This is a genomic window from Paenibacillus sp. J22R67 (genome assembly GCF_059692175.1).
Genome location: NZ_JCAUAX010000026.1, coordinates 1 through 26750, shown reverse-complemented (window position 1 = coordinate 26750; position 26750 = coordinate 1). Strand labels below are relative to the sequence as shown.

The 26750-nt window shown below is 47.9% G+C and carries 24 protein-coding genes and 3 tRNA genes; 5 read left to right on the top strand and 22 right to left on the bottom strand.

Translation table 11 applies throughout. The features are described 5' to 3' along the window. Positions 1-14: 14 nt before the first annotated feature. From AC58VC_RS37545 to AC58VC_RS37530, 4 genes are all read right to left on the bottom strand, one after another. Positions 15-1223 carry an ABC transporter permease gene (locus AC58VC_RS37545; protein WP_497376565.1) on the bottom strand — a complete coding sequence of 403 codons (1209 nt, stop codon included), beginning with the start codon at positions 1221-1223 and terminating at the stop codon, positions 15-17. Positions 1224-1231: 8 nt separating this feature from the next. Continuing rightward, the gene (locus tag AC58VC_RS37540) at positions 1232-2506 is read right to left on the bottom strand and encodes an HlyD family secretion protein (RefSeq protein ID WP_497376563.1); all 1275 of its coding nucleotides are present in this window, start codon (positions 2504-2506) and stop codon (positions 1232-1234) included. A 31-nt stretch (positions 2507-2537) separates the two neighbouring features. Continuing rightward, positions 2538-3107, bottom strand: coding sequence for a TetR/AcrR family transcriptional regulator (locus AC58VC_RS37535; protein WP_497376562.1), 570 nt, complete (start codon positions 3105-3107; stop codon positions 2538-2540). 140 nt (positions 3108-3247) lie between these two features. Then, positions 3248-3628: an ATPase gene (locus AC58VC_RS37530; RefSeq protein WP_497376560.1), complete on the bottom strand. Its 381-nt coding sequence runs from the start codon at positions 3626-3628 to the stop codon at positions 3248-3250. 163 nt (positions 3629-3791) lie between these two features. Here AC58VC_RS37530 and AC58VC_RS37525 point away from each other — a divergent pair, with 163 nt between their 5' ends. Together AC58VC_RS37525 and AC58VC_RS37520 are read left to right on the top strand one after the other, a co-directional pair. Next, entirely contained in the window at positions 3792-4079 is a 288-nt protein-coding gene (locus tag AC58VC_RS37525) for a DUF3817 domain-containing protein (RefSeq protein ID WP_497376582.1), read from the top strand. Positions 4080-4147: 68 nt separating this feature from the next. After that, entirely contained in the window at positions 4148-5545 is a 1398-nt protein-coding gene (locus AC58VC_RS37520) for an MATE family efflux transporter (RefSeq protein WP_497376559.1), read from the top strand. 338 nt (positions 5546-5883) lie between these two features. Here the strand turns inward: AC58VC_RS37520 and AC58VC_RS37515 are convergent, their stop codons facing one another. From AC58VC_RS37515 to AC58VC_RS37490, 6 genes are all read right to left on the bottom strand, one after another. Then, positions 5884-6375 (bottom strand): NanQ anomerase/TabA/YiaL family protein, encoded by a 492-nt coding sequence (locus AC58VC_RS37515; RefSeq protein WP_497376558.1) that lies wholly within the window; start codon positions 6373-6375, stop codon positions 5884-5886. A gap of 115 nt (positions 6376-6490) precedes the next feature. Beyond that, positions 6491-7147, bottom strand: a complete 657-nt coding sequence (gene fsa, locus AC58VC_RS37510; RefSeq protein ID WP_161409991.1) for a fructose-6-phosphate aldolase — start codon at positions 7145-7147, stop codon at positions 6491-6493. A 31-nt stretch (positions 7148-7178) separates the two neighbouring features. Next, a complete protein-coding gene (gene tkt, locus AC58VC_RS37505; RefSeq protein ID WP_497376557.1) occupies positions 7179-9209 on the bottom strand; it encodes a transketolase in 2031 nt (676 codons plus the stop codon). A gap of 185 nt (positions 9210-9394) precedes the next feature. Then, positions 9395-10408 carry a zinc-binding alcohol dehydrogenase family protein gene (locus AC58VC_RS37500; protein WP_497376556.1) on the bottom strand — a complete coding sequence of 338 codons (1014 nt, stop codon included), beginning with the start codon at positions 10406-10408 and terminating at the stop codon, positions 9395-9397. Positions 10409-10421: 13 nt separating this feature from the next. Continuing rightward, positions 10422-11366: an aldo/keto reductase gene (locus tag AC58VC_RS37495; RefSeq protein ID WP_497376554.1), complete on the bottom strand. Its 945-nt coding sequence runs from the start codon at positions 11364-11366 to the stop codon at positions 10422-10424. Next, positions 11363-12193, bottom strand: a complete 831-nt coding sequence (locus tag AC58VC_RS37490; protein WP_497376553.1) for an amidohydrolase family protein — start codon at positions 12191-12193, stop codon at positions 11363-11365. The genes AC58VC_RS37495 and AC58VC_RS37490 overlap by 4 nt, the downstream gene beginning before the upstream one ends. A gap of 145 nt (positions 12194-12338) precedes the next feature. On the opposite strand from AC58VC_RS37490, the gene AC58VC_RS37485 reads away from it, so the two are divergent. Beyond that, a complete protein-coding gene (locus AC58VC_RS37485) occupies positions 12339-13202 on the top strand; it encodes an AraC family transcriptional regulator (RefSeq protein ID WP_497376552.1) in 864 nt (287 codons plus the stop codon). Positions 13203-13208: 6 nt separating this feature from the next. Here AC58VC_RS37485 and pelG read toward each other — a convergent pair whose 3' ends face one another. Genes pelG through AC58VC_RS37455 form a run of 6 tightly spaced genes read right to left on the bottom strand, consistent with a single transcriptional unit; the run spans position 13209 to position 20602 of the window. Beyond that, positions 13209-14675 (bottom strand): exopolysaccharide Pel transporter PelG, encoded by a 1467-nt coding sequence (gene pelG, locus AC58VC_RS37480; RefSeq protein WP_497376551.1) that lies wholly within the window; start codon positions 14673-14675, stop codon positions 13209-13211. Further along, positions 14675-16087, bottom strand: coding sequence for a GT4 family glycosyltransferase PelF (gene pelF / locus AC58VC_RS37475; protein ID WP_497376550.1), 1413 nt, complete (start codon positions 16085-16087; stop codon positions 14675-14677). Before pelF ends, pelG begins: the two co-directional genes overlap by 1 nt. Continuing rightward, positions 16084-17928 (bottom strand): DUF2194 domain-containing protein, encoded by a 1845-nt coding sequence (locus tag AC58VC_RS37470; RefSeq protein WP_497376549.1) that lies wholly within the window; start codon positions 17926-17928, stop codon positions 16084-16086. Before AC58VC_RS37470 ends, pelF begins: the two co-directional genes overlap by 4 nt. Continuing rightward, positions 17888-18952: a hypothetical protein gene (locus tag AC58VC_RS37465; RefSeq protein WP_497376548.1), complete on the bottom strand. Its 1065-nt coding sequence runs from the start codon at positions 18950-18952 to the stop codon at positions 17888-17890. Before AC58VC_RS37465 ends, AC58VC_RS37470 begins: the two co-directional genes overlap by 41 nt. Further along, positions 18949-20184: a hypothetical protein gene (locus tag AC58VC_RS37460; protein WP_497376547.1), complete on the bottom strand. Its 1236-nt coding sequence runs from the start codon at positions 20182-20184 to the stop codon at positions 18949-18951. The genes AC58VC_RS37465 and AC58VC_RS37460 overlap by 4 nt, the downstream gene beginning before the upstream one ends. Before the next feature lie 16 nt (positions 20185-20200). Beyond that, complete coding sequence (locus AC58VC_RS37455) at positions 20201-20602, bottom strand: response regulator (RefSeq protein ID WP_497376545.1); 402 nt, start codon at positions 20600-20602, stop codon at positions 20201-20203. A 131-nt stretch (positions 20603-20733) separates the two neighbouring features. On the opposite strand from AC58VC_RS37455, the gene AC58VC_RS37450 reads away from it, so the two are divergent. Next, the gene (locus AC58VC_RS37450; protein WP_497376543.1) at positions 20734-21567 is read left to right on the top strand and encodes a glycoside hydrolase family 191 protein; all 834 of its coding nucleotides are present in this window, start codon (positions 20734-20736) and stop codon (positions 21565-21567) included. An 11-nt stretch (positions 21568-21578) separates the two neighbouring features. On the opposite strand, the gene AC58VC_RS37445 is transcribed toward AC58VC_RS37450, so the two are convergent. From AC58VC_RS37445 to AC58VC_RS37435, 3 genes are all read right to left on the bottom strand, one after another. Beyond that, positions 21579-22499, bottom strand: a complete 921-nt coding sequence (locus AC58VC_RS37445) for an NAD-dependent epimerase/dehydratase family protein (RefSeq protein ID WP_497376542.1) — start codon at positions 22497-22499, stop codon at positions 21579-21581. Between the two features lie 156 nt (positions 22500-22655). Beyond that, positions 22656-23915, bottom strand: coding sequence for a (Fe-S)-binding protein (locus tag AC58VC_RS37440; RefSeq protein ID WP_161410009.1), 1260 nt, complete (start codon positions 23913-23915; stop codon positions 22656-22658). Between the two features lie 61 nt (positions 23916-23976). Then, positions 23977-25392: an FAD-linked oxidase C-terminal domain-containing protein gene (locus AC58VC_RS37435; RefSeq protein WP_497376540.1), complete on the bottom strand. Its 1416-nt coding sequence runs from the start codon at positions 25390-25392 to the stop codon at positions 23977-23979. Positions 25393-25510: 118 nt separating this feature from the next. On the opposite strand from AC58VC_RS37435, the gene AC58VC_RS37430 reads away from it, so the two are divergent. Beyond that, complete coding sequence (locus AC58VC_RS37430) at positions 25511-26245, top strand: FadR/GntR family transcriptional regulator (protein ID WP_497376538.1); 735 nt, start codon at positions 25511-25513, stop codon at positions 26243-26245. 156 nt (positions 26246-26401) lie between these two features. On the opposite strand, the gene AC58VC_RS37425 is transcribed toward AC58VC_RS37430, so the two are convergent. The 3 genes from AC58VC_RS37425 to AC58VC_RS37415 all read right to left on the bottom strand — a co-directional run bounded on the left by AC58VC_RS37425 (position 26402) and on the right by AC58VC_RS37415 (position 26715). Then, positions 26402-26481: transfer RNA gene (locus tag AC58VC_RS37425), tRNA-Leu, on the bottom strand. Positions 26482-26486: 5 nt separating this feature from the next. After that, positions 26487-26562: transfer RNA gene (locus tag AC58VC_RS37420), tRNA-Thr, on the bottom strand. Between the two features lie 77 nt (positions 26563-26639). After that, positions 26640-26715, bottom strand: a tRNA-Phe gene (locus tag AC58VC_RS37415). Positions 26716-26750: the final 35 nt, after the last annotated feature.

Here is a 26750-nt window from a genome sequence, read left to right as displayed (position 1 = left end):
CCTTCCTTAAGTAATTAGGCAGTGAGATTGGAGCTTGGCGGCAGCGCTGGCTGATTAACGGATGCTTGCTTTTTGGAAAAGACAACAAAACGCGTTAACAGCATGGCGATGAAGTACGTCAAAGCTCCGGTAAGAATAAGTGCAAGGCAATCATGCCAAATGACCGAGAAATCGTTGCCCTTCACGAACACGTTGCGCACGCCGTCCAAGAAATAGGTGAGCGGCAGCATGTGGCCGAACACTTGCAGGGCTTTCGGCATCGCCTCGAATGGCCAAGTGAAACCAGAAAGCATAAAGGACGGCACAGCGATGAGCATCGCCGTTTGCGTAGCCCCGAGCTGATTGCCAGAGAACAAGCTGATGAGATAGCCAATCCCGCTAACCGCGAAGGTAAAACTAAGAATAATGGCCAAACCTACAAACAAACTTCCGCCCATAGGAGCACCAAAAGCGTACAAAGCAATGACAAAGGTGACAAACGTATTAAATATGTTAATCAAGAAATATGGAGCTGTTTTGGCATACGCGATGCGCCATGGATTTCTTTTCCAAGCTTCAAAACGCTGCCATGTACCCGCATCTTTCTCCCTAGTAATCGTTAAAGCAATACCGAGAAATAACACTTGTTGCAGGATAGCCCCCACAAGTCCGTACAGCATAAAATCACTATAGTTAAACGTAGAGTTATACATAATCCGATACCGGTAAGGAATCGGCGATAACGTGTTCATGACCTGCTCATTCTGAAGTCCTTGCTGCAGCTGCAGCTTTTTCTGGGAGTACCCCATGCTGAATGTTGTGATCACTTCGTTCGCACCCTTGGTCGCCGAGTTCGAAATCATCATGTTGCTGCCGTCAATTAACGTGAGAAGAGGTAACGTTTCGCCATGCTTCAGCTTCGCCTCAAAGTTCGAAGGAATAACTAATCCTACTTTCGCTTCCCCCGTCTCCAGTGCGCGCTTCACGTCCTCCTCCGAGTGATATTCCTTCTTGATCTCGAACGATTCACTCTGCTCAAAAGCCTGAATGACCTGACGGCTGAGCGGACTTTGGTCTTCATCGATGACAACGGTCGCCATCTCCGTGACTTTGTGGTGGACATAAATCGAACCGAAAAGTACGGTATACATCACTGGAACGAAGAACAAGATCAGAAAAAGACGCCGGTCCTTCAGAATGTGCATCCATTCTTCCGTGATCAGCTTGCCAATCCGAAGATCCATCTCTTTCATCATCCTTCCGTTTTACCGTTCCATTGCAAGGTCATACCGGTTGTGGCTGTGTCTGGCAATGTGCTCAGTTCGATTTTGATTCCAAAGGCACGGATATCCGTTTCACCTGAGGTTTGTGTCGCTTTTTTGACGGCAAAATCCGGTGCTGCCGCTACGGATGTAACGGTACCTACGACATTCTCGCCTGTTGACAGCATGGTCATGTTGATTTGGTTCCCCGCTTTGAGTCCTGCAATTGACGTCTCTGGCAAGTAAAACTTAGCCCAACGTTTCTCCGTAGACTCCATAGAAAGCACAGGGAAGCCCGAACCTACAAGCTCGCCCACTTGCGCGGATTGGTATAAAACCACACCATCCGTCGGAGCTAGCAATTCTGTATAGCTCAAATAAGTCTCTGCTTCCAGCTGCGCAGCTTGTGCTTGCTGCTCGCCGGACTGCGCGGATTTGACCGCGCCTTGAGCTTGCTGTACGGCTGCTTCAGCCGCTGCGACATCGCCTTGTCGCACCTGCACCGTCCCGCGGTTCGCTTCAGCCAGCTTCAAAGACGCTTTGGCTTGCTCAAGCAAAGCCTCCGCTCCACGAATCTCTTCCTCCCGCGGGCCTTGGTTCGCCATGTTCAGCTGCTGCTGCGCCAGATCACGCTTGGTCTTCGCTTCCTCGAAGCTGACCTTCACTTTGTCTACGTCTGCTTGCGAGACAAGACCTTGCTCAAGCATCGCATTCATCCGATTCAAATTCTGCTCGGCAATCGTGTACACTTCCGAAGCCGCTTGGAATTGAATCTCGGCTTGCTTCTTCTCTTCCGGACGTGCGCCATTCTTCAGCCCATCCACCTTCGCTTGCGCGGCGTTAACCGCTGCTTGCGCCTGTGCGACCTGCTGCTCGGCCGTATCCGCCGTCACGTTCACGCCCGCGATGCCCTGCTGCTTCTTCGCTACCGCGGTAGCCGTCGCGCCTTGCGCCTCGGCAATTTTACCTTGCGCCAGCGCAACTGCAGCTTTGGCCTGCGCGACTTTCGCTTCAATCTCGGCGCTCTGCAAACGGGCCAATACCTGCCCTTTTTTCACCGTATCCCCTTCTTTCACGAGGACCTCAGTGACTCTGCCTCCTACCTTAAAGCTGGCGCTCACTTCGTTCGTTTCTATATAAGCCGTCGGATGCACTTGATTCATGGCATCCGTTTGACTTGTTGCTTCCTTCGACGTTAGCAAAAAGGCACTTGTGCCGATGACAACCGCCATCGCGGAATAAACCATTGGTCGAATAAAACGCATAAAAAAATCCCTCCACAAAATAATAAAAATTTTAGTCATTAATAAAATTGCCGAAGTAAATCTGAAGCAGCTTTAGAATCCTTTCGTCGGTCAAGGGCTCGTTCTGCTTCTCCCAATCGAACACTAATGCGACGTATAGCTTAAATAATATAAAAGCCGTCATTTTCGGCTCGCAATTTTTCATTGTGCCATTATGTATCGCACGTTCAATATGTTCAGATATAAACTGAACAACCTCCGTCTCGATACTAGCCATTGCTTCAATCGTTACTGGACTGCCAAATTGCTGCACCTCGTGAGCCAGTTGAATAAGCAGTTCATGCTCCTTGCGGAAAACGAGAATTTCATACAGTGCGCTATGAATTTTCTCAAAAGGTGTAGCCCCATCCGCGATCGCTTTCTCAGCGACTGTTTTCATTTCAGTGATTAACGACTGAATAATGTCGTGCAGGAGTTCTTCTTTATTGGCAAAAAACGTATAGATCGTCGCTTTGCCAACGCCGGCAATTTTGGCGATCTGATCCATCGTCGTGCCTTTGTACCCGAATAAGGAGAAAGATTTCTTGGCAGACTCCATAATTAATTGTTTTTTGGCATCCATATGCGCACCTCAGAACTAGAATACTAAAATAGTTTTGTGTTCGGATATTAATGTACCACCATTTGCTGATTTTATCAACAGAGTTCCCGATAAAAAGAAAAAAAACCCGCTGCTATCGCGGGTTTTCCTATATTCGTGTATTAAATCCAGGCCTTCAGGCCGATTTGTTTAATAAATTCTTCTCTGGATTGTACTTCTTTGTCCCGTTCTTTATCCGGCTCTGGACTTTCATCGCCGTTCATTACTCTTCGAAACAGCTCTTCATTCTTTGTGGCCAGCGCAAAATCAATCAACGCTTCTTTCTCGACTCGAGCCGCTTCCTCATGAAGAAGCACTTCTTCTAACTCTATATCGAGTGCAGGCACATAATAGTGCTTATTATCTTTGGGTACGCGAATGACGTAATCGAAAATATTATCGTTATTCCGGTCGTAAGCAATGATATATCCATATCCGCCAATCGGCAGGTTTTGTTCTAAACTGTCCCCAATGACGATGACTCTCTCACCAAGTCGAAGCATCTGATTTTCCCCCTACCTCTATGAAGCTATTATTAAGCTATTCTTACTATCGTACTAAAAAAACTAGGTTGTGTCCAATTGATAGACTTTGTTCATACTCCCTACACATTTCTGGTTTAAAATAGGTGTGATTTTACAAATCTTATTTCTAAAGGAGCTGTACATATTGCTAAGCCAATCACTAAACACCTTGCGCTATGTTGGAAGGGCTGAAGGAATTTCCTTTCTGATTTTATTAGGCATTGCTATGCCGCTTAAATACGCACTCGACCTTCCGCAGGCTGTAAAATTCGTGGGGATGGCACACGGGTTTCTCTTCGTGCTTTATCTGTTGTCCATTGCTTGGGTCACACTCATGCATCGCTGGTCGGTTTGGCGAGTTTTGGGGGCTTTCCTCGCTGCTTTCATTCCTTTTGGTCCTTTTATTCTGGAGCGCCGAATTTCGAAATAAAGAAAGGAACTGATAGAAGTAGCAAAGAATTAGTTCATAGAGCAAGTCAGAATCAGCAGGAGGCTAACATGCGCGGAAACGGGGACACCCCAGCAAAAGCACGACCTTCTCTAACGGAAGGCCCTATTGCCAAAACATTAATTTTATTCTCATTACCCATTCTATTAGGCAACGTTCTTCAGACACTTAACGGTTCTATCAATGCCGTGTGGATCGGCAAGTATCTCGGTGAAGGCGCTCTTGCGGCGACATCGAATGCCAACATCATTATGTTCTTTTTAATTAGCTCAATCTTCGGGTTTGCAATGGCTGCTGTCATTTTGATCGGTCAAAATCTCGGTGCGAAAAAAACGCACGAAGCCAAGAAAGTAGTCGGCACCAGCACTGTCTTCTTTCTTACTCTCTCTATACTAGTTGCCGCGTTCGGATTGCTATTTTCCAATACCATTCTAACTTGGATGAATACACCACCGGATGTGAAGGACCTTGCGGTTACCTATACACGGATTTTGTTCGCTGGCGTTCCGTTTATGTTTGGATTCAACCTGATCATGGCCATATTACGCGGCTCGGGTGATGCGAAGACGCCTTTCTACTTCTTACTTTTATCTGCGATATTAGACGTCATCCTGAATCCAGTATTGATTGACGGAATTGGGCCTTTTCCGAAAATGGGCATTGCAGGCTCAGCTGTAGCCACCTTCATTGCCCAATTGATCAGCTTCGTGCTGCTCATTGTGTATTTGTATCGCAAAAAATATTTTCTGCGGATTACCAAAGAAGATCTACCGCTGCTGCGCATCAATTGGACGATCATTCGCACCTTGATTCAAAAAGGGGTGCCCATGGGGTTAAACATGGTCGTCGTTTCTGTCAGCAATTTATTGCTCGTTCATCTCGTCAATTCGTATGGATCTGAATCGACGGCTGCATTTGGTGTAGCCATGCAAATATCCAGCTATGTGCAAATGCCAGCTATGGCGATCGGCGGAGCCGTTACCTCCATGGCCGCACAGAACATCGGTGCTGGCTTGTGGGGCCGAGTGAACCGTATTACATGGACTGGTGTAGGCGTCAACATTGTGATGACAGGTCTAATCGTCGTCGTGCTGACGTTGTTCAACCGAGAAGTCGTCTCGCTGTTCCTACCGCCAGAAGGGAAAGCGATCGCGCTCGGTGTGCACATCAATAATATAACCTTATGGTCGTTTATCATTTTTGGCGTATTCAACGTTGTGGCAGGCGTCGTTCGTTCCGCTGGTTCCGTGGTATTCCCTCTCGTAGTGGCCTTCATCGCGCTGCTGCTAGTGCGTATCCCACTCGCCACGGTGCTCTCCCACAAATTCGGGTTTGATGTCATCTGGTGGAGCTTCCCTGTCAGCTTCAGTGTAGCTGTGACGCTGAATCTGCTATACTATCAGTTCGGCAAATGGAGAGAAGCTAGAATGATTCCGGTTAAGGCTTAGCTAGATTGCAAAAGGGTGCGTCCACAAGTCATGAATGACTTTGGGCGGCATTTTTTGAAGAGGTTGTGCAAGAGAGGAACTACAGGTCGCTATTTGACCGAAATAGAGCTATTTTCGGATATAGGGGAACTACAGGCGCTTATTTAGCCCGAAACACCTACCGTCGGGCATAAATCGATCAAATAGTGGATCGTAATTCCCTCCAGCTAGCTGAAGCATCGATTTCTTGAAAATAGCGGCCCCTAGTTCCTATTGGATCAACATTTCACACTTATCGCAAACGAAAGAGACTATCCCAGGTCATCATCGACCTTTCGGGATAGTCTCTTTGCTATATGTTAAAGCTGCAGCAAATCTTTATGTACTTTCACAACAATTTTCTTGTTAGCGCTCGCTTCTGTGATCGTGCAGTTCGGCCGGTGAATATCCGAAGGGAAGCACACTGCGAACATACCTGGCTTCAACAGTATGCCTGTCTCAAGCTGAGCAGGATCTGTTTCGTAAAAAGCAACATCATACGTATCGAATTTGTTATCGATGACTTTAGCATCCGGATGCAGCTTATAGAAACAAAGCTTCTCTTCACCGCTGACAAGGAATTGTATATCCGTGTACACAACATGAGATTCCGGCAGTTGTTCCTCGGCTGGACGGGTGACAACCTCTTGCACATTAGCAAACATCAGGTCGCCGTTATCTCCTTCCAAATCGTATCTGCCAGCCTCCACCTCACCTAAATTACGGTTCAAAATGTAATCGATCCCACGCCCTATCGCCGCGGGCCACAGATGACGCTCTTGTTCGAAATGCTTCAAATCGCTAATAATCATTTGAACTCTCCCTTTCTATCACATGAAATAGAGTAGAATGCCTATAAATACTATAGCCTATAACGAGAAAAAAGACTCGCTTTATACAAAGCGAATCTTTTGACTCATAAGATTATTAGAACGTTTTTTGGTTTGCGCCTTCCCAGTCGGCCAAGAACTTCTCGATACCCGCATCAGTAAGCGGATGTTTGCTCATGGACTCGATGACTTTGTAAGGCACTGTTGCGATATGCGACCCTGCAAGCGCGGCTTCAATCACGTGTGCGGAGTGACGGACGCTGGCAGAGATAATTTCGGATTTGATGTTATGCACTTGGAAAATTTGGCTGATTTCCTTAATCAGGTTCATCCCGACTTGGTTAATATCGTCCAAACGTCCGATAAATGGTGAAACATAGGTTGCGCCTGCGCGAGCAGCTAACAGAGCTTGCGTCGAGGAGAAGATCAAAGTGACATTCGTCGGAATCCCAAGTGATCTGAACACGCTAGTCGCTTGAAGACCATCTAGCGTCATTGGCAGCTTGATGACAATGTTCGGGCTAATTTTAGCTAATTTCTTACCTTGCTCGACCATCTCTTCTGCTTTCAAGGAAACAACTTCTGCGCTAATGGGAACATCGCCTACGATAGAAACGATTTCTTGTACGGTTTCGAAGAAATCTCTGCCTTCTTTGGCAATAAGTGATGGATTTGTCGTTACCCCTGCAACAACACCTAACGCGTGAGCTTTACGAATTTCTTCTACATTGGCTGTGTCGATAAACAATTTCATAGTGTATCCCTACCTTTTCTCCCATTTTGGGTTAATCTTGGAAATACTTCTGTCTAATTTGTTGTACGATTGCTTCTGCGGTAAAACCATATTCACGAATTACGCGATCTGCCTTCGCGGATGCTCCGAATTTCCGGATACCCACGACAAAACCTTCGCCACCCGTAATCTCTTCCCATCCAGCAGGATATGCCATCTCAATGACGACATTTGCTTTCACTTTCGGATTAAGTACCGCCTGCTGCACGTCCAAAGATTGCTGCTCAAACAGCTCACGGCTTGGCATGGAAATGACATTTGCCCCAATTCCATATTGCGCCAACTGCTTCTTCACGTCAAGTGCTAAGCTAACTTCAGAGCCTGTTGCAACAAGTTGAACATCAGGCACAGCTCCAGGAGCAGCCTCAGCCAGTACATAAGCGCCTTGCCCGATATGAGCATAAGCAAGTTTGTCTGTGCCAGGCAGCACCGGCAAGTTCTGACGGGACAGCGCGAATACGAATGGGCCTTCTTGCGCTTGCAGGACATACTCCCAAGCCGCAGCCGTCTCATTCGCGTCCGCAGGACGGAACAGCGTCAGATCCGGAATCATCCGCAAGGATGGGATCTGCTCAATCGGTTGATGCGTCGGGCCGTCCTCGCCGACGGCAATGCTGTCGTGCGTGAACACGTACGCAACAGGAAGCTTCATCAGCGCGGATAAGCGGATCGCGCCGCGCAAGTAATCACTGAACACGAGGAACGTGCCACCGAAGGCTCGCAAACCGCCATGGAGCAGCATGCCGTTCAGTGCTGAGCCCATCGCGAATTCCCGGACGCCGAACCAGAAGTTGCGGCCGCTGTAGTTTGCGGCGCTAAATGCCGTGTCGTCGTTCAGCATCGTGAAGTTGGAGCTCGCCAGATCGGCAGAACCGCCGACTAGCTGAGGAACCCGCTTCGCCAGGCCGTTGAGCACTTTACCAGACGCGGTGCGCGTAGAGATCGCGCCGCTCTCCGGTGTAAAGCGCGGCACATCAGCGTTCCAATCCGCCGGAAGTGCGCCGCTGCTTGCGAGCTCGAACTGCTTAGCGAGCTCGGGATAAGCAGCCTGGTAGCTGTTCCACAACTGCTCCCAGCTGTTTTGAGCCTTGCCGCCCAATTCCTTGTAGTGGGCGAAGTGCTCGTACACTTCAGCCGGCACATGGAAATCCGGCTCAAGCGGCCAACCCAGCGCCTGCTTCGTCAGGAGCAGCTCTTCTTTGCCAAGCGGTGAGCCATGCGTACCGCCGTGGCCGCCTTTGCCTGCTTTGTTCGGCGAGCCGTAACCGATGGTTGTTTTGATCTCAATCAGCGTCGGGCGGCTTGTATCAGCCTTACCTTCTGCGATCGCAGCGGAAATCGCTTCGATATTATTCTGCTCTTCCACGCGCAAGTATTGCCAGCCATAAGATTCTATTCGTGTACGAACGTTCTCGGAGAACGACATGTTCAAATCTCCGTCAAGTGAGATGTCGTTAGAATCATAAAGCACGATTAGTTTACCCAATTTTAAGTGACCTGCTAAGGAAGCAGCCTCTGAGGAAACACCTTCCATCAAATCGCCGTCACCGCAAATGGCATACGTATAATGATCAACAATCGGGAAGTTCGGTTTGTTATATACGGCAGCTTGATGTGCTTCAGCCATCGCCATACCGACGGCCATCGCTACACCTTGACCAAGCGGCCCCGTAGTAGCTTCTACACCAACGGTATGACCGTATTCCGGATGTCCTGGCGTCAGGCTCCCCCATTGACGGAATTCTTTGATATCATCCAAAGTTAGACCATAGCCGCTTAAGTGCAGCAAGCTGTACAACAGCATTGAGCCGTGTCCCGCGGAAAGTACGAAACGGTCGCGGTCTACCCATTTGGCATCGGCAGGATTATGTTTGAGGTGCTGTGTCCATAGGGCATAGGCCATAGGAGCGGCACCCATCGGCATGCCGGGATGACCCATTGCGGCTTTCTCGACAGCGTCAATCGTTAGTGTGCGAATGGCGTTGATGCTTAACTCTTCAATACCAACAGTTGTCTGTTTCAACAGTTATCCCTCCATCTATTTCTTGTGTGCTGCTGCTTATCTCTATTATAAGGATAGTCGGAGCATTAAAAAAATCGATAGTTTCGATACTTGCTATAGAAGCTGTCTATATGTCGATTGTTGAGCTGAATAAAAGTAAAAAAGCACGCCTAACTGCTTACAAGCAGTTGAGCGCACCTTCTTCCTTATAAACAAACAATCGCTTTAATCACCTTTGACTCTGGTTTGAGCCAAGCCTCAAACTGACCGATCATGTCCTCGAAGTCAGCGCGATGCGTGATATAACTCTCAATGTCGATGACGCCACTACGCAGCGCTTCACGCACGGTATCGAAATCTTCCATCGTTGCATTACGGCTGCCCATCAGCGTCAGTTCCCGCTTATGAAAGTCTGGATCATGGAAGGTGATATCCGCCTTCACGAGGCCAACGTACACGAGCTTGCCGCTGTGCGCGACAAGTCCGAAAGCGTCCGTCATAGAGCGCGCATTCCCTGTCGCATCGAAGACAATAGTGGGCATATCGCTATTCGTGAGCTCAGCCAGCTGCTCCTTCGGCTGCTGCAGCGCATTCACGGTATGATCGACGCCTGCCCATTTACGGCAAAATGCCAGCCGCTCATCGTTGATGTCCATGGCGATGACGGTTGCGCCAAACTGCTTCGCCAGGACCATGACGCCAAGTCCGATCGGCCCTGCGCCTATGACAAGCACAGTTTCACCTGCGCGAAGCCCCGATCTCCGCACAGCGTGAGCACCGATGCTAAGCGGCTCCAACATAGCTGCTTCATCTAGCGTCAGTCCATCGGTCTTAATGAGATGGCTGACAGGTACGGAAATTAGCTCTCTCATCCCTCCATCTATATGAACGCCTAGCACTTTCATATCAGTGCAGCAGTTCGTATTCCCATTGCGGCAAGCGATGCATGTTCCACAGTGCAAATAAGGGACTATGCTGACTTGATCGCCAGCCTGCAGTCCCGTTACACCTTCGCCAATTTCCTCAATATATCCTGAGAGTTCATGACCCAATACGCGCGGGTAGCTGAAAAATGGCTGATTTCCTTTGTAGGCGTGTAAATCCGTCCCGCAGATTCCGATTCTTTTGATACGAACGATGGCTTCCCCTGCTTTGACAACTGGCTCCTGCATCTCTACAAATTTAAACTGCTCAATCTGTTCACATACGATCGCTTTCAAGATGATCCCTCCCTTATACGTAAGTTTTTTCGTTATATTCAGGTCTTCCGCTGACCCATGACTTATTGTGAATCGGTTTCAAAATGTCCAAAACCTCTTGCAGCAGCTCTGTATCCATCGGCTCATCTATCCATTGGATGTTCTTGCTGATGTTCTCTGGACTCGCGGTGCTGACCAACGTCGTTGGAATCCGTTCATTCGCCGTCGCATATTGTACCGCTAGCTTGGCAATGTCTTCGCCTCTATTTGAGCAGTAATCCGCGGCCTCCTTACAGAGTCGCTGAATGTCAGCAGGCGCCGGATGCCAAGCCGCAGCAGGTCTAGTGCTCAGCAGTCCCATGGCCATCGGCGATGCATTCACTAGTCCGATCCGGTGCTCCTCAAGCAGTGGGACTACATCCAGCAAGGACGTATCATTCAAAGAATAATGACAATAGGACAATACGGAATCTAGTTCTTTAACGGCCAGCGATTTTTCAAATACAGTTAGCGGTAAACCAGATACACCGAAATAGCTGATTTTTCCCGATTGTTTCAAAGCGTCCAGCGCTGGGAAGGCTTCTTCAGCAATCTCATCGAAAGCCGCGAATTCAATGTCATGCAAGTATAAAATATCAATATAATCCGTTTGAAGCCGCTTTAAGCTTTCATCTACGCTTCGAATAATTCGTTCCTTTGAAAAATCGAACTCAGCATCGCCGTAACGCCCCGCTTTTGTCGTCAAAATAAAGCGCTCTCTATCCATTTGTGCGATGGCTTTGCCTAATACGGTTTCTGCTTTGGTTAACCCATAATACGGGGACACATCGATTAGATTAATACCAAGATCAACAGCCGTATGAACGGTCCGGATGCTTTCTTCCTCGTTGGTTTCACGGAAAACAGAGCCAAGAGAGGAAGCACCGAAACTCAAGACAGAGACATCCAGTCCCGTTTTGCCTAATTTACGATATTTCATAGCTTATAAAACTCCTTTGCGTTTAGTCCAAATAGACGATCATTATCCTGCTGCGTCCATGTTTCCGGTAACGAATGGGTCAGTACCTCGACAACCTCCTTGTATGTAGCCGCTAGCAAACATACCGGCCAGTCGCTGCCGAACATCACGCGGTCAGTCCCGAATACCTCGAGAACATGCTGAATATACGCGGTAAAATCTTCTCGCTTCCAGTTGTTGTGATCCGCTTCCGTCACCATACCCGAGAGCTTACAATACACATTAGGATGTTTCGCGATAGCTGCCATCTGGCTCTTCCAAGGTTCAAGGACGCCATCCGCCATCCGCGGCTTCGCGATATGATCGATGACTGCACGCAATCCAGGAACCTGATCCATCAGCTCGATAACCGGCGCTAATTGATGGGATACAACAAGCAGATCGACCGGCACGTCGTGCTCAGCAAAATATCGCAGTGCTTCAATAAAATGAGGCTCCAGAATTCGGTTCGCATCCGGCATTTCTTGAATCATGACGCGAAAGCCCACATACTTGGGATGCTTGCAAAAACGTTGATAATGAAGCAGGAAGTTCGGATCGTTCAGATCAAGCCAACCAACTACACCTGCTATGCTCTCGGCTTCCTCACTTAATGCCAGCAGATAAGCCGTTTCTTCGAGCGTCGGTGCCGCTTGAACAACGATGGTAGCACTCAAGTTATGCTCTTGGAGGTGCGGTACTAAGTCCTTTGGCACATAATCCCGATACATGACCGGCAGCTCAGGACCAATCCATCCGTAATCCCCGCGGTCTATTCGCCAATAGTGCTGGTGGGCATCAATTCGCATGGCGCTTCTCCTTCTTCATGTCCCTTATTGATATCGCTTTCTTTTATTTTAACAGCATTTCTAAACTATAAAATATTGATTTCTAGCACATTTATACGTTTTTTTGATATCATTAGATGACACTGAAAGGAAAGGAGCACACGACATGCATCCTATTCACAAAGTTTTTGATAACCATGAAACCTTTCCGTTCTCCTATGCCTATAAACACACAAAAAGCTCGCAAAGCGAGCTCCCTGACCATTTCCATGACTGGTATGAAATTGTGTATGTGTACCGCGGCAAGGGTACCATTTTCATCGATCACACATTTTACGAAATGAAGGCAGGGGACATCTTCCTTATTCCCGGCAATGTTATTCATCGCGCTACCCCGGATAAAGAAACCCCTGTTACTTCAACAGCAATTTATTTCAGTTCAAGCTTGATTCAAGCGCCGCAGTTCGGCGAACCTTTCTCCTATTTGCACAGCTTTGAGCAGGCCGTGAAGCTCCGCCATTATAGGCTGGAAACGCTGCTTCCGCAAAGGCAGCACCTTGAGCACTATCTGGAGTCCATTCAGCACGAATTTAAGCAGGAGGGGCCTGGCTATCAGCAGGCAATCTATGTACAACTGCTTCAGCTTCTGCTTTATTTACAGCGCGATGTGTCTTCAGGTCATACGTTCAATACAGGTGATCCCCTTGTAGCTCCTGTCTGGATGAGAAATGTGCTGCTCTATATTGACGAGCATTTCTGTGAAGATATCGGACTCAAAACACTTTCGAAACAAGCCTCCGTCTCGCCGGCTCATTTCAGCCGTGTGTTCAAACAGTTGATCGGGATGAATCTGACTGCCTACATTATAACCAAGCGGGTTATTCGCGCTAAACAGCTGCTTTCTGAAAGTGATGTCAATATTCATCCTATCGCGGAGCTCTGCGGCTTCGAGAGTCTGCCCCATTTTCATGCCATGTTCAAAAGAGTACTGGGCATGACACCAGCTGCAGCAAGAAAGAGCATTAGGTAAATCTTTTTATTTGAAGAAACGCTGAACATCCATTCTCTCACTCAGCCGCGTGAAGAAACCAGATTTCTCTTTGTAGATAATGCTTTGGGTGATAAACGTGTGGACTTCAATCCGCTTCAAAAAAGTTAACAACCGAAACCCGCTCCAGCCATAGGCAACAAGCCCCGCTAGAAAATAGCTAAAGCCATAATAGTCAAAACCTAATGGCAGCAAAAACGCTGTCGAGAGCACATTAAGCGCAAAGTAGATTCCGCCGGTGATGAGCGCCCCTTTCCGATCCTCAAAGTACAGCATGAGCAGGATATGGATGAGCATAATCGCATTCAACAAAGCCCCTAGGGCGCAAAGTTTAAATATGTCGATAACCGTTTTTTGCAGGCCAATCATTTCGAGCAGGATCTCGCTTACCAGGATGATAAACACGGTCAAAATAACCTGCAGTTTCGTCAACCGATACAGCTCCCGCCAGAGCACCTCAACCATACGTTTTTTGGCCTTTTGAATCATCTCTAGTGTTCCGCCATTGGTTACATAACCGTAGAATGTTTTGTACTTGTCATAAAACTCCGTTTCTACGGAAACAACGAATAAGACAAGCGACGGTATGACCGTAAGATTCGCCAAAAATACCGCGGTATCGTAAATCGGACTGTATAGAAAGGTTTCCTCAATCTTCACGCCGGACGGCCCCAGCCAAATAATCATATTGTGCGACCAAACACCAATGTTATAGAGAAAGCCAACCCATAGAAGCGAGGGATATTTATCGACATAATGTAAAAATCCGTAAGGGTTGGACGCTGTCCTTGCAGGAAATGCGCGCAGCAGCACATAAACCAGCATCCCCATCGTAAGCAGTATGCCGCTGCTAAATCCAATCAAAATATTCGTAGCCTGTCTATATTGATCGAACGGAATCGGGTATTGAAGCAGGACAAAAACACAACCAATGGATACAACGGTTCCTGCCAAAAAAGCAATCGCAATCATCTTATAGTCTTTCGCAGCGGTTAAAAAAACCATAGCCAGCCAAATCTGTCCGCACATGAAAAATAATAGGACACTTAGCACTTTATACAAGATGGAAAGTGGCGAGGACCAATAGAAAATGATAGCCGCAATCAGCGAAATGACAAAAATGATTCTGGAGATACCGATATAGGTTGGTGTAACAACCTCCAATCGATTTTGGAAAAAGTGGTCCGCCAAATACCTCGTCACACTTAACTGCCAGCCCCCGGATAACATCTGCGAAAAGATAAAGCTATACGAAACCGTCACAATAAACAATTGGCGCTGCGCATCTTCAATATTCGCAAAATGAACGAGAATAACATTAATGAAAGCAATGCTCCCCACCGACAGAATCCAAGGACCTGCCGTAATAAACGAAGCATACGCGTAGGCGTGGACACGCATCGACAGATAGTCATCGCGGAACAGCTTTTGCAGGGTAAATCCAATTCCCGCCATTAGGTTACCACCTCATCGTATAACTGCTTATAAGCGTCAATAAAATGATCAATTTGATAATAAGTTGCTACACGCCTGCGGCCCACTTGGCCCATATACGTCCGTTCATCCGGAAGTGCGTGCATTTTCACCATCATATCAGCCATCGCCCTCGGATTCACGGGTGGCACGATATACCCCGCAATGCCTGCATCATGTTCATCCTTGCCTTCGAGCAGCTCCCGGCAGCTGCCAACTTCCGTACAAATCCAGGGAACTCCTGCAGCCATCCCTTCAAGCACAGCCAGAGGCTGCCCTTCACTAATACTGCTTAGAATGAGCACATCGACCTCGGGCAAATAGTCTTCGATGGCGACTTTGTCGGTAAATGTCACGATCGCCTCTAGTTGCAGGTTACGCATTAACGCTAAGCACTCTTGATAATAGTCCGGATCTTCATCTGTCGGTCCCATAATCAATAGGCTCATGTTCGCAATCTCGGCACTTGCTAGTCGTGTTGCGTAGAGCAACGTTTTGATATCTTTAATGGGTACAAGCCGTACCAAAGCGCCAAAAACGATACGCCCATGCATATTGTTAGTTTGCCGGGGCAGCAGCGAAAGCCGCTTATAATCAACCCCATTAGGAATCACCAGGGCGCGCTCCTTAGGAGTCCCTAGCTCCAACTGAATGTGGTGAGTACCGCCGTATAACGCAATGGTGCGATCAGCCGTAAGGTAGGCTCCTTGAGACATATGATAAAAATAATCGATCCAACGTTTCTTAAAAGGCGGATCAACCCACGCCGATTTCAAAATCTCTTCCTCTCGTTCCCTTGCATAAACGCCATGCTCCGTAAGTAGAAATGGCTTTTGGTGCGCCATCCGCAAATAGGTCCCAATTAAGCCCGCATATCCGGTCGATACGGCATGATACAGATCCGCTTTCGGATAGGATTGCTGCAGCAGATACACCGCTGGCAAGTACATGGATCGCCATGTCCAGAAATAGCTGTTGAAAGAATGCTCCGGCATTTCCCTCTCGTAGGCGTCGACCAGGAAGCTCCAGAAGTTTTCGCTTTTCATAAAAGAAACCGGGTTCCCTAGCTTCGTTTGATCCGCCATGAGTGTAAGGGCCTGCTCCGAGCCCGGCTGGAAGGCAAACCAGGCCAGACACGCTTCAGCCTCGACTGCCGACAAACGCGGAGCCCTACCCTCTTCCAGATTCTGATAGTCCATAATGAATACGTCGTGAATGCCCGATAGATTGGCTGGCAGCTTATATTTATAGGTCTTCTCCTCCTTACGCGAGGAGGAGATGGCAATGATTTCAAACTCATGCTGGGGCATGGACGCAATGAGCATTTGAATCCAACTGGCTACGCCCCCCGAAACATAGGGATAGCTCCCTTCTACGATCAAGGCAATTTTCATGGCTTGCTTTCCTTTAGCTGTATAGTCACTGTTGGCTGGAGGGCATCCAAATGCCATATGCTTTCCGTGGCGTCCAAACGTGTGAGATGTCCCGCTTCTTTGGCGATCACCGGAACCTGGTGGTTCGGCACCCGAACAGTATAATGCATAGGAATTAATTGATCCTTTGTTGTTATGGTGATCGCCTCTTTGCCGTAATGAACGTTAACCGTTCCTGCTTCATATAAACTGAACTTTTTCACAGCATCCCGAACCGTTAGTGGTTCTAAATAGGTGTACGTCTTGTTCAACCATGACATCCAGCTTTCAAACTGCTGGCTCAAGTATTTCCATCCTTTTCCTCCCGACCGGTTGATATCCAGTGCATCATCTGGATGCACAAAATGGTTCACCGTGCCGAAATTGGCGATAGCATCATTAATCGTAAAGAGCTGCCCTTCATCGATGACGTAGCCCGAAGAAATACGCGGAAAATTCGTAAACTGCGGAAACTCTCGATCGACCCCAAACTCCTGCTCGAGGAAGCCCTTTTCGCCTCCAACCGTATACAGCGATGAAACGATATCAACCGAAGGTTCCGCTTCAGCTAATGCTCGTTTGCCCGTCTTATTCATAACATTCGATGGCGGTACATAGGTTTTCAATTCGTGCCCGGGAAATAAATTCTCCGACAGCTCTGTCAGCCGTTTAAGGCTCTCTACCATCGCCGATTGATTCGGCCAGGGGACATATCCTAGTTCACTTTTGATCGGTTCATCCGCCGTAACAAGCGATTGATGGTTGTAACCGTGCAGCCCGATCTCACCTCCCAGGCTAATCAGCCGGGAACCGAAATACGGGATGAGCTTCGGCGTATCCGTCAGCAGGGACGGCAGCGGAGAGCTGGTTTGATTTTGATAGGTGCCGATCATCAGCCCCGTGTATTTCCAGCCGTACAACTTCGAGAAACGGACCATGTCTTCCCACCAAATCCGTTCATAGAAGGCAGGCGTGCTGAGTCCGAATTCTTGATGAATGAGCGGATTATCCACCTGCGGCACAGGCGAAGGAAAATCGTCAATATTTAAACTTCTTGATGCCACTTGTGACGTCACGAAGCTTTCTAGGGCTAGACCGATGGATTGCACCATAAGTCCCCTGCCTTCTTTTTGAACGTTGGATGTTGAATTCCAATAGACCACCTTCCCTTGCCCATAAGCGTTTGTCCACAACAAGGGATTTTTCTGGGCGGATAAATAAACCTGCGCCTCAGGGATTAACTTTACATCCAGCATGTTGTTGGAAAATATCAGATTCGTCTCTGGAAGATCCGGATAGCCAGGAAACACGGTTTTATTCACAGTAATGCCTTGGCTCGATCCCGAAAAATAGCCGTTATTGCTTGCGATCCCCAGTAGACTATTCCATTCGGGTGCATAAAAGCGGGTATATGCGATCAGTCGGCCGCCTTGCTGGACATAGGATTGAATGGCAGTCTGATCCAACTCGCTGATATCTTCCCCCGTTAAGACAAGAGCTGTCGATGGCCCCGGTTTTACCGTTTTCATATCTTCAGCAGCAATCGTTTCCGAATGCAGCTTGGCAAGCTCCAGAGCATGCTCAAGGTTCTCCTTCACTTTGAAGCCTTCGGAGTCATCTGGATTTGTATATAGGTACAGCCTCAGCTCTGCGCCTGCTGCTTCCGTATTTGCCGAGCTTTTCGTTGAAAATGTCGCCTCTTTGAACAAATATCTCGCTGGAGATAAAGGAAACACATCCACAACACGAACCGTCTGTAAGGCAATGCCAAGCAGCAGCATACTAACGGTAACGAATGAAAAAATGATCAGCTTGCGGGACACCTTGTTCCTTCATCTCCTTCCATAATTGGATAGCCGGCAGATATTCTTGTGGAACTTCTACTTCGCTGTCCAACCATATTTGGGCAAATTGACTTAAACGCTCCAGCTTTCCTTCTGCATACATATTCTCTGCTTGGGTTAGGAATACCAAGTACTCGTAATCCTTCACATCAGACAGCTGCTCGGCCCATCGAATGGCCGCTGGGTAGTCCTTCTCCATGCGTGCCAAGTGGCACAGCTCTGCGATGAACCGCGGCTCATTCGGGAATTGAAGCTTGCCTCTGGCAATCCATGACTTGAACGTATGTCTCACTTCAATGGCCAGCTCTTCCGTTAATAAACGGCTTTCTAAGTACTGCCGATAGGCGTCGAATAACTCCTGCCATGTCTCCAGAGACTTATCGTTCTGCTGCAAGAGCTGCGTCCATTTCTTGATACTTCGAATATATTGCTCGTTCAAATAGTTCAGGCTAGTTGCGGCGTAATGCACCACCTCTGGGTCATTATTTCGCAGAGCTTCATGGAACAGCCCCACTTTGTTATGACCCTCGTAGTCTAATAACGAGTATAGGGCTTCCTTTTTACCTGCATGATCACTGGACATCAACACCTCGCGAACAGGAATGCGATTCGATTCTGCCTCAACATTAATGTGATAACTTTGAAGCGAATGCGGGATGTGATAGACATATTGCTCATATTCTTCATAGAAATCATCCCGAAAGCGAAAGATGAGCATCCCTATCAAGATAAGTGCCCCCACCGCAAATCCGATACCCGGAAAGAAGAGCATGAGTGTTTGCAACCAGCCTGCACTTATCCGATCTTCCGAGCGGAGACTAACGAATTTAAGCAGTACATAATAAATGAAGACCAGAAGAAGATGAAGCATTAAACATATCCCAAGCTGCGCAAAATGAAACATCTGCAGGGCATCCAGCGCTGCAAACAGGAGACTTACCGCTGCAGCAAGCCAAGCACCCGCAGTAACATCGAAGTGTCGAGCATGTCTCGTTACTCTCATAGCTGGCCACCCCGATTGAAGCGATCGCGAATTCTTTCTTCAATAAGCGCGGCAAGTTCCGGGGATGTCGCAGGAAGTAAGAACAACAGTTCACCCCGGAAGGCATCATAAGACATCGCATCTTCGTCGCGGAGCATAAGTCGTGTAATTTCGTTGATTTCCCGCAGCGCAGCGGATTCCTCCATCTCACCCAAATCGATTGGCAGCTGCAATAGTAGAAATTTCTGATCAAAGTCAGATGCCCGTAAAGTTTCTTCATTGAGCTTGGCGTAGAAATACTCGGGTACCATCACTTTCGTGCCTGGGAAGTAACGCTGGTCATTCAGTTTCTGCTCTCTGTCGAAAGCCTTCACACAGCTCTCGCCCATCCAGGTCAGAATAAGCCGGAACAAATCAAGCGTGTGCTTGTTCATATTGACGAAATCCAAGCCATTCAAGCCAATAATAGCCACAATTTGGTTATTCTGATCAAGCAGAGGCCCTGCTAGGAGGGGAATATCCTGAGGCTCACCTTCTAAGCGCAGTTGAATGCTCTTCTCCTCGCGAACGCGCGCGTAAAGAGAGGGTTTATCCAGGAAAACCGTTGCCGGATATCGGGGTTCCGAGCCGTAATACACTTTCAGCCGAAGAACATCCCCCGTAGGATTCATCCGATAAATCACAATGGAGCCAGCTTGAATTAGATCCTTGCACAGCCTAACCGCATCGGTAAAAATGATTTCCGAATCCTCGGAATCCAGCGCCTTGGCTATTTGATATAGTGTAAATAAGCTTTCCTGAGCTCCGATTACTTTCGTTTCCAAAGCTTTTTTAACGACATGGAGATCCTTATAGCTCTCTTCCACTTTCGCTAAGTGCTGTTTGTTTTCCTCAAATTCATCTGCTAGGATGCTGTACCGGAAGCGTAAATCGGAGGCTACGTGGCCAACAAACAACGCTATGCCCCAATAACTAATAAACCATTTCGCCTGATCCCAGCGATCAAATAAACCATACAGGTCCCCATTCATCTCTATGTACGTAGCAATATGCAGCAAGCTTGCGCCCCCTGCGGTTGCAATTCCGATGCGAATCCCGTACCGAAGGGAGAAGTAAAGAATCACGAACATCAACGGATTTAGCGACCAAGCTAACCAATCCACTCGATAAACCAAGTAGATCACAATTAGAATAGCAAAAATTACGGCGAGCTCGAGCCAGGCGATCCATCTTCGGTTTTGACGAAAAATCAATCAGGCTTCCTCCAAACTAAACATCGATTGGTCTAATCACGATCGGATTATTCTTTTTCATATAGGTTTGCAGCATTTGTGTATAAATGTCATCCGTTTGAAAAGGCTTAATAAAGTAATTGTCAGCTCCAGCCATCATCGATTTCGACAATTCACTGATTGAATGCTTCGCACTCATTAGGAAAATGGGTGTTCTTGTGAAGCTTTTGTCCGAACGAAGCTCCCGGCATAGCTCAAATCCGTTCATCCCAGGCATCCGTACATCCATTAGTACGGCATCCGGTTTCATTTCCTTAATAACTGCCAATGCGTGAACCGGATCTTCGAAAGATGAGATGCGCAAACCTTTGACCTCGAACATCTCTTTCAAGAATTTGAGCAGTACGAAATCATCGTCCACAATAGCTATGTGATTCATAGGTGTCAGCTCCTAACGATTGGCATGCATGTTATAGCATTGCTCTGTTACGTCAACTTTATCTATATCTCCGTTATTTTTTATCATATAATGTAAACAAATTTGAATCTAAAGGGTGGACAGCGCGAACGATGAAAAAGACATGGACCTACACGACAGCGATAATCGTTTCAATCAGCCTGTTCTCGTTTTTGTTCAAACAACAGGCCCAAGCACACGGAGCTTTTCAACATGTGAAAAACTACTCACTTTATTATGGGAGTCCGACTGCTCAAGCAATCACCAAATTAAAAACGAAGGATCTTATTATTATTGAACCCCAGCTCCATACCAAGGAACAAATCAAAGATATTCAGTCGAAGGGTACTCTTGTCATTGGTTACCTTAGCTTGATGGAAACACCCGCATGGAACATGCTCCGCTCAAAGGATCTGGTGCCACAGGATTATTTATGGCAAAAAGGCGAGCGTATCCATTTCCCCCAGTGGAACTCTTATTTAATGGATTTGCGACAAACTCATTATCGAAAACTACTGGTTGCTGAACTGCAAACCTCAATCGCGGACAAAGGAATGAACGGAGTTTTCCTTGATACCGTAGGGGATATTGATGATTACGTCAAAGATAAAGCGACCCAGACACAAACGAGAGAAGCCTACGTGGCTTTCCTCCAAGATGTGAGCAAGCAGTTCCCGGAGCTCTCCATCATACAAAATCGCGGTTTTGAAACGTTGGATTATTCGGCCTCTTATATCGATGCCTTCCTATGGGAAGACTGGAGGGCCAATTGGAAGAAGGATGCCTGGATGAAGGCGAACGTAGAAAAGCTTCAGAAGGAGCAGAAGAAGGGATTAACCATTTTTACGATCTCTTTACACAAGGAGAGTTCTCCCGGAAAAGAGGCTCGTAAGTTGAAATTCATACATATGAATGCCCCCGATGGGTACACGAAAAAAGTATACTAATTGCGTTAATCCTATTGATATTGTGTTTTATAATACGCAAATGTTGCACTCAAGCCGTCCCTTAGTGTAAACATGGGGCTCCACCCGAGAGCGTTAAGCGCTGCGCGATTGTCTAATCGGCTGTGAACGATATCGCCGGTGCGAGCAGCCTCATACGCAGGATTGAAGCTGCTTCCGCTGATTGAGCACATTTCCTTCAGAAGATCGTTGACGCTTGTTTGTTCATTGCAGCTAATATTATAAATCCCGCGGCTGCCTTTATTCAGGGCAGCCCTATTGGCGCTCACGATGTCTTGGACATAAATGAAGTCCCTCGTTTGTTCCCCGTTGCCATAAATGATCGGCTGCTTGCCTTCCAGTAGCTTGTCCACAAAAATGGCAACGACTCCGCCCTCTCCTTTAGGGTCCTGTCTAACACCATATACATTTGCATATCGCAGGATGGTATAGTCCATACCGTATAGCAAAGCAAAACTTTCGATGTAATGTTCGGGTGTATGCTTGGAAATACCATAGAAGGATAGCGGTCTGACCGGATGAGACTCGTCCACGCTCAGATATTGTGGAGTCCCATAGACCGCAGCAGAAGAGGCATAAATCACCTTCCGAACACCATGCTCTCGGCATTGCTCCAGCAAGGCAATTGTCCCCAAAATGTTGATTTTGGCATCCAAGAAAGGATTCGCAAGCGAGGTCTGAACATCGATTTGCGCCGCATGATGAATGACAACCTCCGGACGGGCAGCAGCGAATGCCTCCGCAAGCCCAAGGTCGAGTAAATCCCCATGATGAAATACAGCTCTTGGATTCACATACGCCATATGCCCCGTAGAAAGATTATCAAGTATATGCACATCGTGCCCCACTTGAAGCAGGTCATCGACAATCTGTGATCCAATAAAACCGGCTCCTCCGGTAACTAAAATGTTCACGCAGATACTCCTCCCCCTACTACTAACATAAACAATGCACCATAAGTTAGTTTAACCCCATCCTTTCTATTTTACCAAAAAAGTGCAGGAAAAGCGGTGTACACAGACAAAAAAACAAGCCTCCCTCTTAAGAGAGCGGCCTGTTTGGTTAGAACTTTAATGTTTGACAACCCGATCATATAAAAAGTCCGCAATATGGACAGCTTCCATCTTGCCTTTTTGCCCATGCTTATCAATCCCGAGCTTCATCTGTAGCAAGCAGCCTGGGTTGCTCGTCACCAGGTAGCTAGCCTCGGTCGCATTCACATTCACCATTTTACCTTCAAGAATCTGATTCGCCATCTCTGGCTGCGTCACGTTATAAATACCAGCAGATCCACAGCAAGAGCCCGCATCCTTCATTTCGACAAAAGTAACATTACCTACTTCTTTCAGTAACTGCCTGGACGGATTGCTGCCTTTCATTACATTGCGCAGATGGCAGGAATCCTGATACGTCACCCGGGTAGAAGTCGTAGCCGACTCACTGTCGGCGAACTGCAGCGGACGCCCTTTTTCAACAAGGATCGTTGAAATATCTTTCACACGCTTAGCGAACCAGTCTGCAGCTTCCTTCCATTCCGGCTCATCATGCAGCAGATGATCGTATTCGACTAGAATCGCGCCGCAACCACCTGCATTCGATACAATAAAGTCCACGCCAGCTTCTTGGAAAGCACGGATGTTATTTTTGGCCAGCATTTTGGCTTGATCGCTTTCACCACTATGCGCATGTAGCGCGCCGCAGCAGTTCTGCGTCTCCGGAATGACAACATCAAAGCCTGCTTCGGACAGCAGCTTAACGGTTTTGATATTCGTTTGAGTGAACATCACATCCATCAGACAACCCCTGAACATGCCGACGGTAGCAATCTTCTCGCCTTTGGCCGGGATGAAGGTGCCGAGGAGCTGTGTAATGCCTTTGCCAGAAGCATCAGGCAGAATTTTCTCCATATCCGACAGCTGCTTGGAAAATAAGCCGACAACGCCTGTTTTTCGTACAACGGATTGGAGGCCTGATTTTTTATAAAAATGCATCCCTGAGCCTAGCAGGCGCATTTTTTGCTGTGAGGGGAATAGCTCTTTGAAAACCATCTTCCGCACGCCGCGTATCCACCATCTATGTTGTTTCGTATGCGTTTCAACCGCATCGCGGGCCTGTTCAATTAATTGCCCATATTTCACATCAGCTGGACAAGCCGGCTCACATGCGCGGCAGCCCAAGCAGTGATTCATTTGATCCTCGAAGGAAATGCCCGGCTCCATAATGCCGTCTACAGCTGCTTTCATCAAGGAAATACGCCCGCGCGGGGACTCGGCTTCGATGCCCGTTTCCTTAAACGTTGGACAGACGGGAAGGCAGAAGCCGCAGCGCATGCAGTTCGTCAATTGATTGTAATCCAGCTTCTGAATTAGGGTTTCCTGAAGAGTTGCCCCTTTAGCCACGGTCGATCACCACCCTGCGTCTGGATTCTTTGGCAAACATTTTGCCGGGATTCAGTAAATGATGAGGGTCGAACACGTCTTTGATCCCTTTCATCATCGCGATACCGCTGCTTCCTACTTTCCATTCCAGGAAAGGCGCTTTAACTAGACCAACGCCGTGCTCGCCTGTAATCGTTCCGCCCATCTGGATCGCCGCTTCAAAAATTTCTTCAAAAGCTGCTTCCACACGGTGGATTTCATCATGATCCCTTGCATCCGTTGTAGCTGTAGGGTGAAGATTACCGTCTCCCGCATGCCCAAATGTGCAAATCTGCACGCCATGCTTCTCGGCGATTCGGTTAATCTCCAGCACCATATCGGCAATTTTGGAGCGTGGTACAGTCGCATCTTCCAGAATCGTTGTCGGACGCAAACGCGCAAGCGCCGTGAAGGCACTTCTTCTTGCAGTCAACAGCTTCAGCGCTTCCTCCTGATTGCTCGCAATACTAACTTCATGCGCCTGCTCTTCGCGGCAAATTTCCGAGATGCGGGCAATGTCCCGCTCTACCATTTCCATCTCGCCATCCTGCTCAATCAGGAGGATCGCTGCCATATCTAGCGGTAGACCCAGCTTCGCGAAATCGTCTACGACGCGAATCGTTGGGTTATCCATGAATTCCAGGGTTGCTGGAATGATGCGGTTTTCAATAATCTTGGAGACCGTGCGGGCTGCACCGTATAAATCTTTGTACATGGCCAGCATCGTTTTCTTATACTTTGGAGGCGGAATCAATTTGAGAGTTGCTTCCGTAATTACCGCCAGCGTCCCCTCTGATCCGATCAGCAGCTTTGTCAAATCATACCCCGCTACGTCCTTCATTAGCTTTCCACCAGTACGCATGATTTCACCGTTAGCCAGTACGCACTCTAAACCGATCACATAGTCTTTGGTCGTGCCATATTTTAGACCACGTAGTCCTCCGGAGCACTCCGCAATGTTGCCACCGATCGTAGAGATCGCCATAGAACTTGGATCTGGTGGATAAAATAAGCCCAGACCTTCAATATGCTCGATGAATTGCTTCGTAATAATGCCCGGCTGCACGGTTGCCGTCAGATTCTGCATATCAACATCAAGGATCGCGTTCATCCGGTGCATCACCATCACAATGCCACCTTGAACGGGCACTGTTCCGCCGCAAAGATTCGTACCTGAACCTCTGCTAACTAACGGAATGCGATGCTCATTCAACACCTTCATAATCGCAGAAACCTGCGCCGTATCCTTAGGATAGATTACACCATCCGGCAGCGACTGGAGCATCGGTGTTCCATCATACGAATGGGTAACGAGAGATTCCATATCATCTTTGAAATACTTTTCGCCTACAATATTGAACAGTTGTTGTCTAATTTGGTTATCGAGCATAGCAGCCTCCCATGGGACTAATCATGTCTATCAATAAGTGATCATGTGATCAGATGACTTTCCTTCTATTTTAGCTTATGATTGAATAGATGTATAGATCTTTTATGGGGGAATAGGCATGGCATTTCAGCAGATACGGCCACAAAAGGGCTCGGAAATCGTGATGGAGCAGATTAAAACGCAAATAGAGACAGGAACCTATGCGCCAGGTTCGAAGCTGCCGACTGTGGTTGAGCTCGCAGCGAGCTTCCAAGTTGGCCGATCTACCATTCGCGAAGCGCTGAGCGGGTTGAAAGCAGTCGGATGGGTGGATATCCGGCATGGAGGAGGCACCTTCGTAAGCAATCCGCTGCCTACAGACAGCGCGTCCCTCTTCGATCAAGGAGACTCACTGCAAGAGGTGCAGGAGGTGCGGAGATTCATCGAGGCGGGCTGTGCATCGCTGGCCGCTGTTAGGCGGACAGAGGCTAATGTAGCCGCGCTTCGGGACATTCTTCAGGCGATGGAGCGGTCCCTTGGCAACGAGGAAGATAGTGAACAAGCCGATATCCGCTTTCACCTAGAAATCGCCAAAGCCTCTCATAATTCCCTCATGATCGGCATGATGGAGTCTTTGACGGAGAGACTTCAGGTGAGCATGAAGGCTTCTCGCCGTTTGTGGTTTTTTGCTGAGCGCGCATCCGCCGAGAATCTTCTACAGGAGCATCGTGACATTGTCGATGCCATCGATGTCGGGGATGAGGCTCTTGCAGCGGAGCGGATGTCGCAGCATATTCAGAAGGTGGACCTGGTGGTTCAGCGGCTGGCTAAGCTCTCTACGGATGCTTCCATGAAGGGGCCACATAGCTCCTGATGGGTATGTATAATCGGTTTAAAAGAACAGCCTATCTCAAGAGAAGCCAAAAAGCCCATCTTCCTGCTTCATCGAAGGAAATGGGCGTTTTTTTTCAATATCTAAACGGAAAACGAAAACAGGTAAAACCATGAATGGTCTTACCTGTTTATGTGATGCGCGTAGAGGGACTTGAACCCCCACGGTCACCCGCTAGATCCTAAGTCTAGTGCGTCTGCCAATTCCGCCATACGCGCGCATCTGGTGCCGTCGAGAGGACTTGAACCCCCAACCTACTGATTACAAGTCAGTTGCTCTACCAGTTGAGCTACAACGGCATATGTTGTTGTCATGGGGTCCCAGAAAAGTAATAGGAAACTACCTCTTAGACGCTACTTCACTTTTTGAGGTAAAGTGGTGGCTCGGGACGGAATCGAACCGCCGACACGAGGATTTTCAGTCCTCTGCTCTACCGACTGAGCTACCGAGCCTTACATGATGTTGGTAATAATGGCGGAGCCGACGG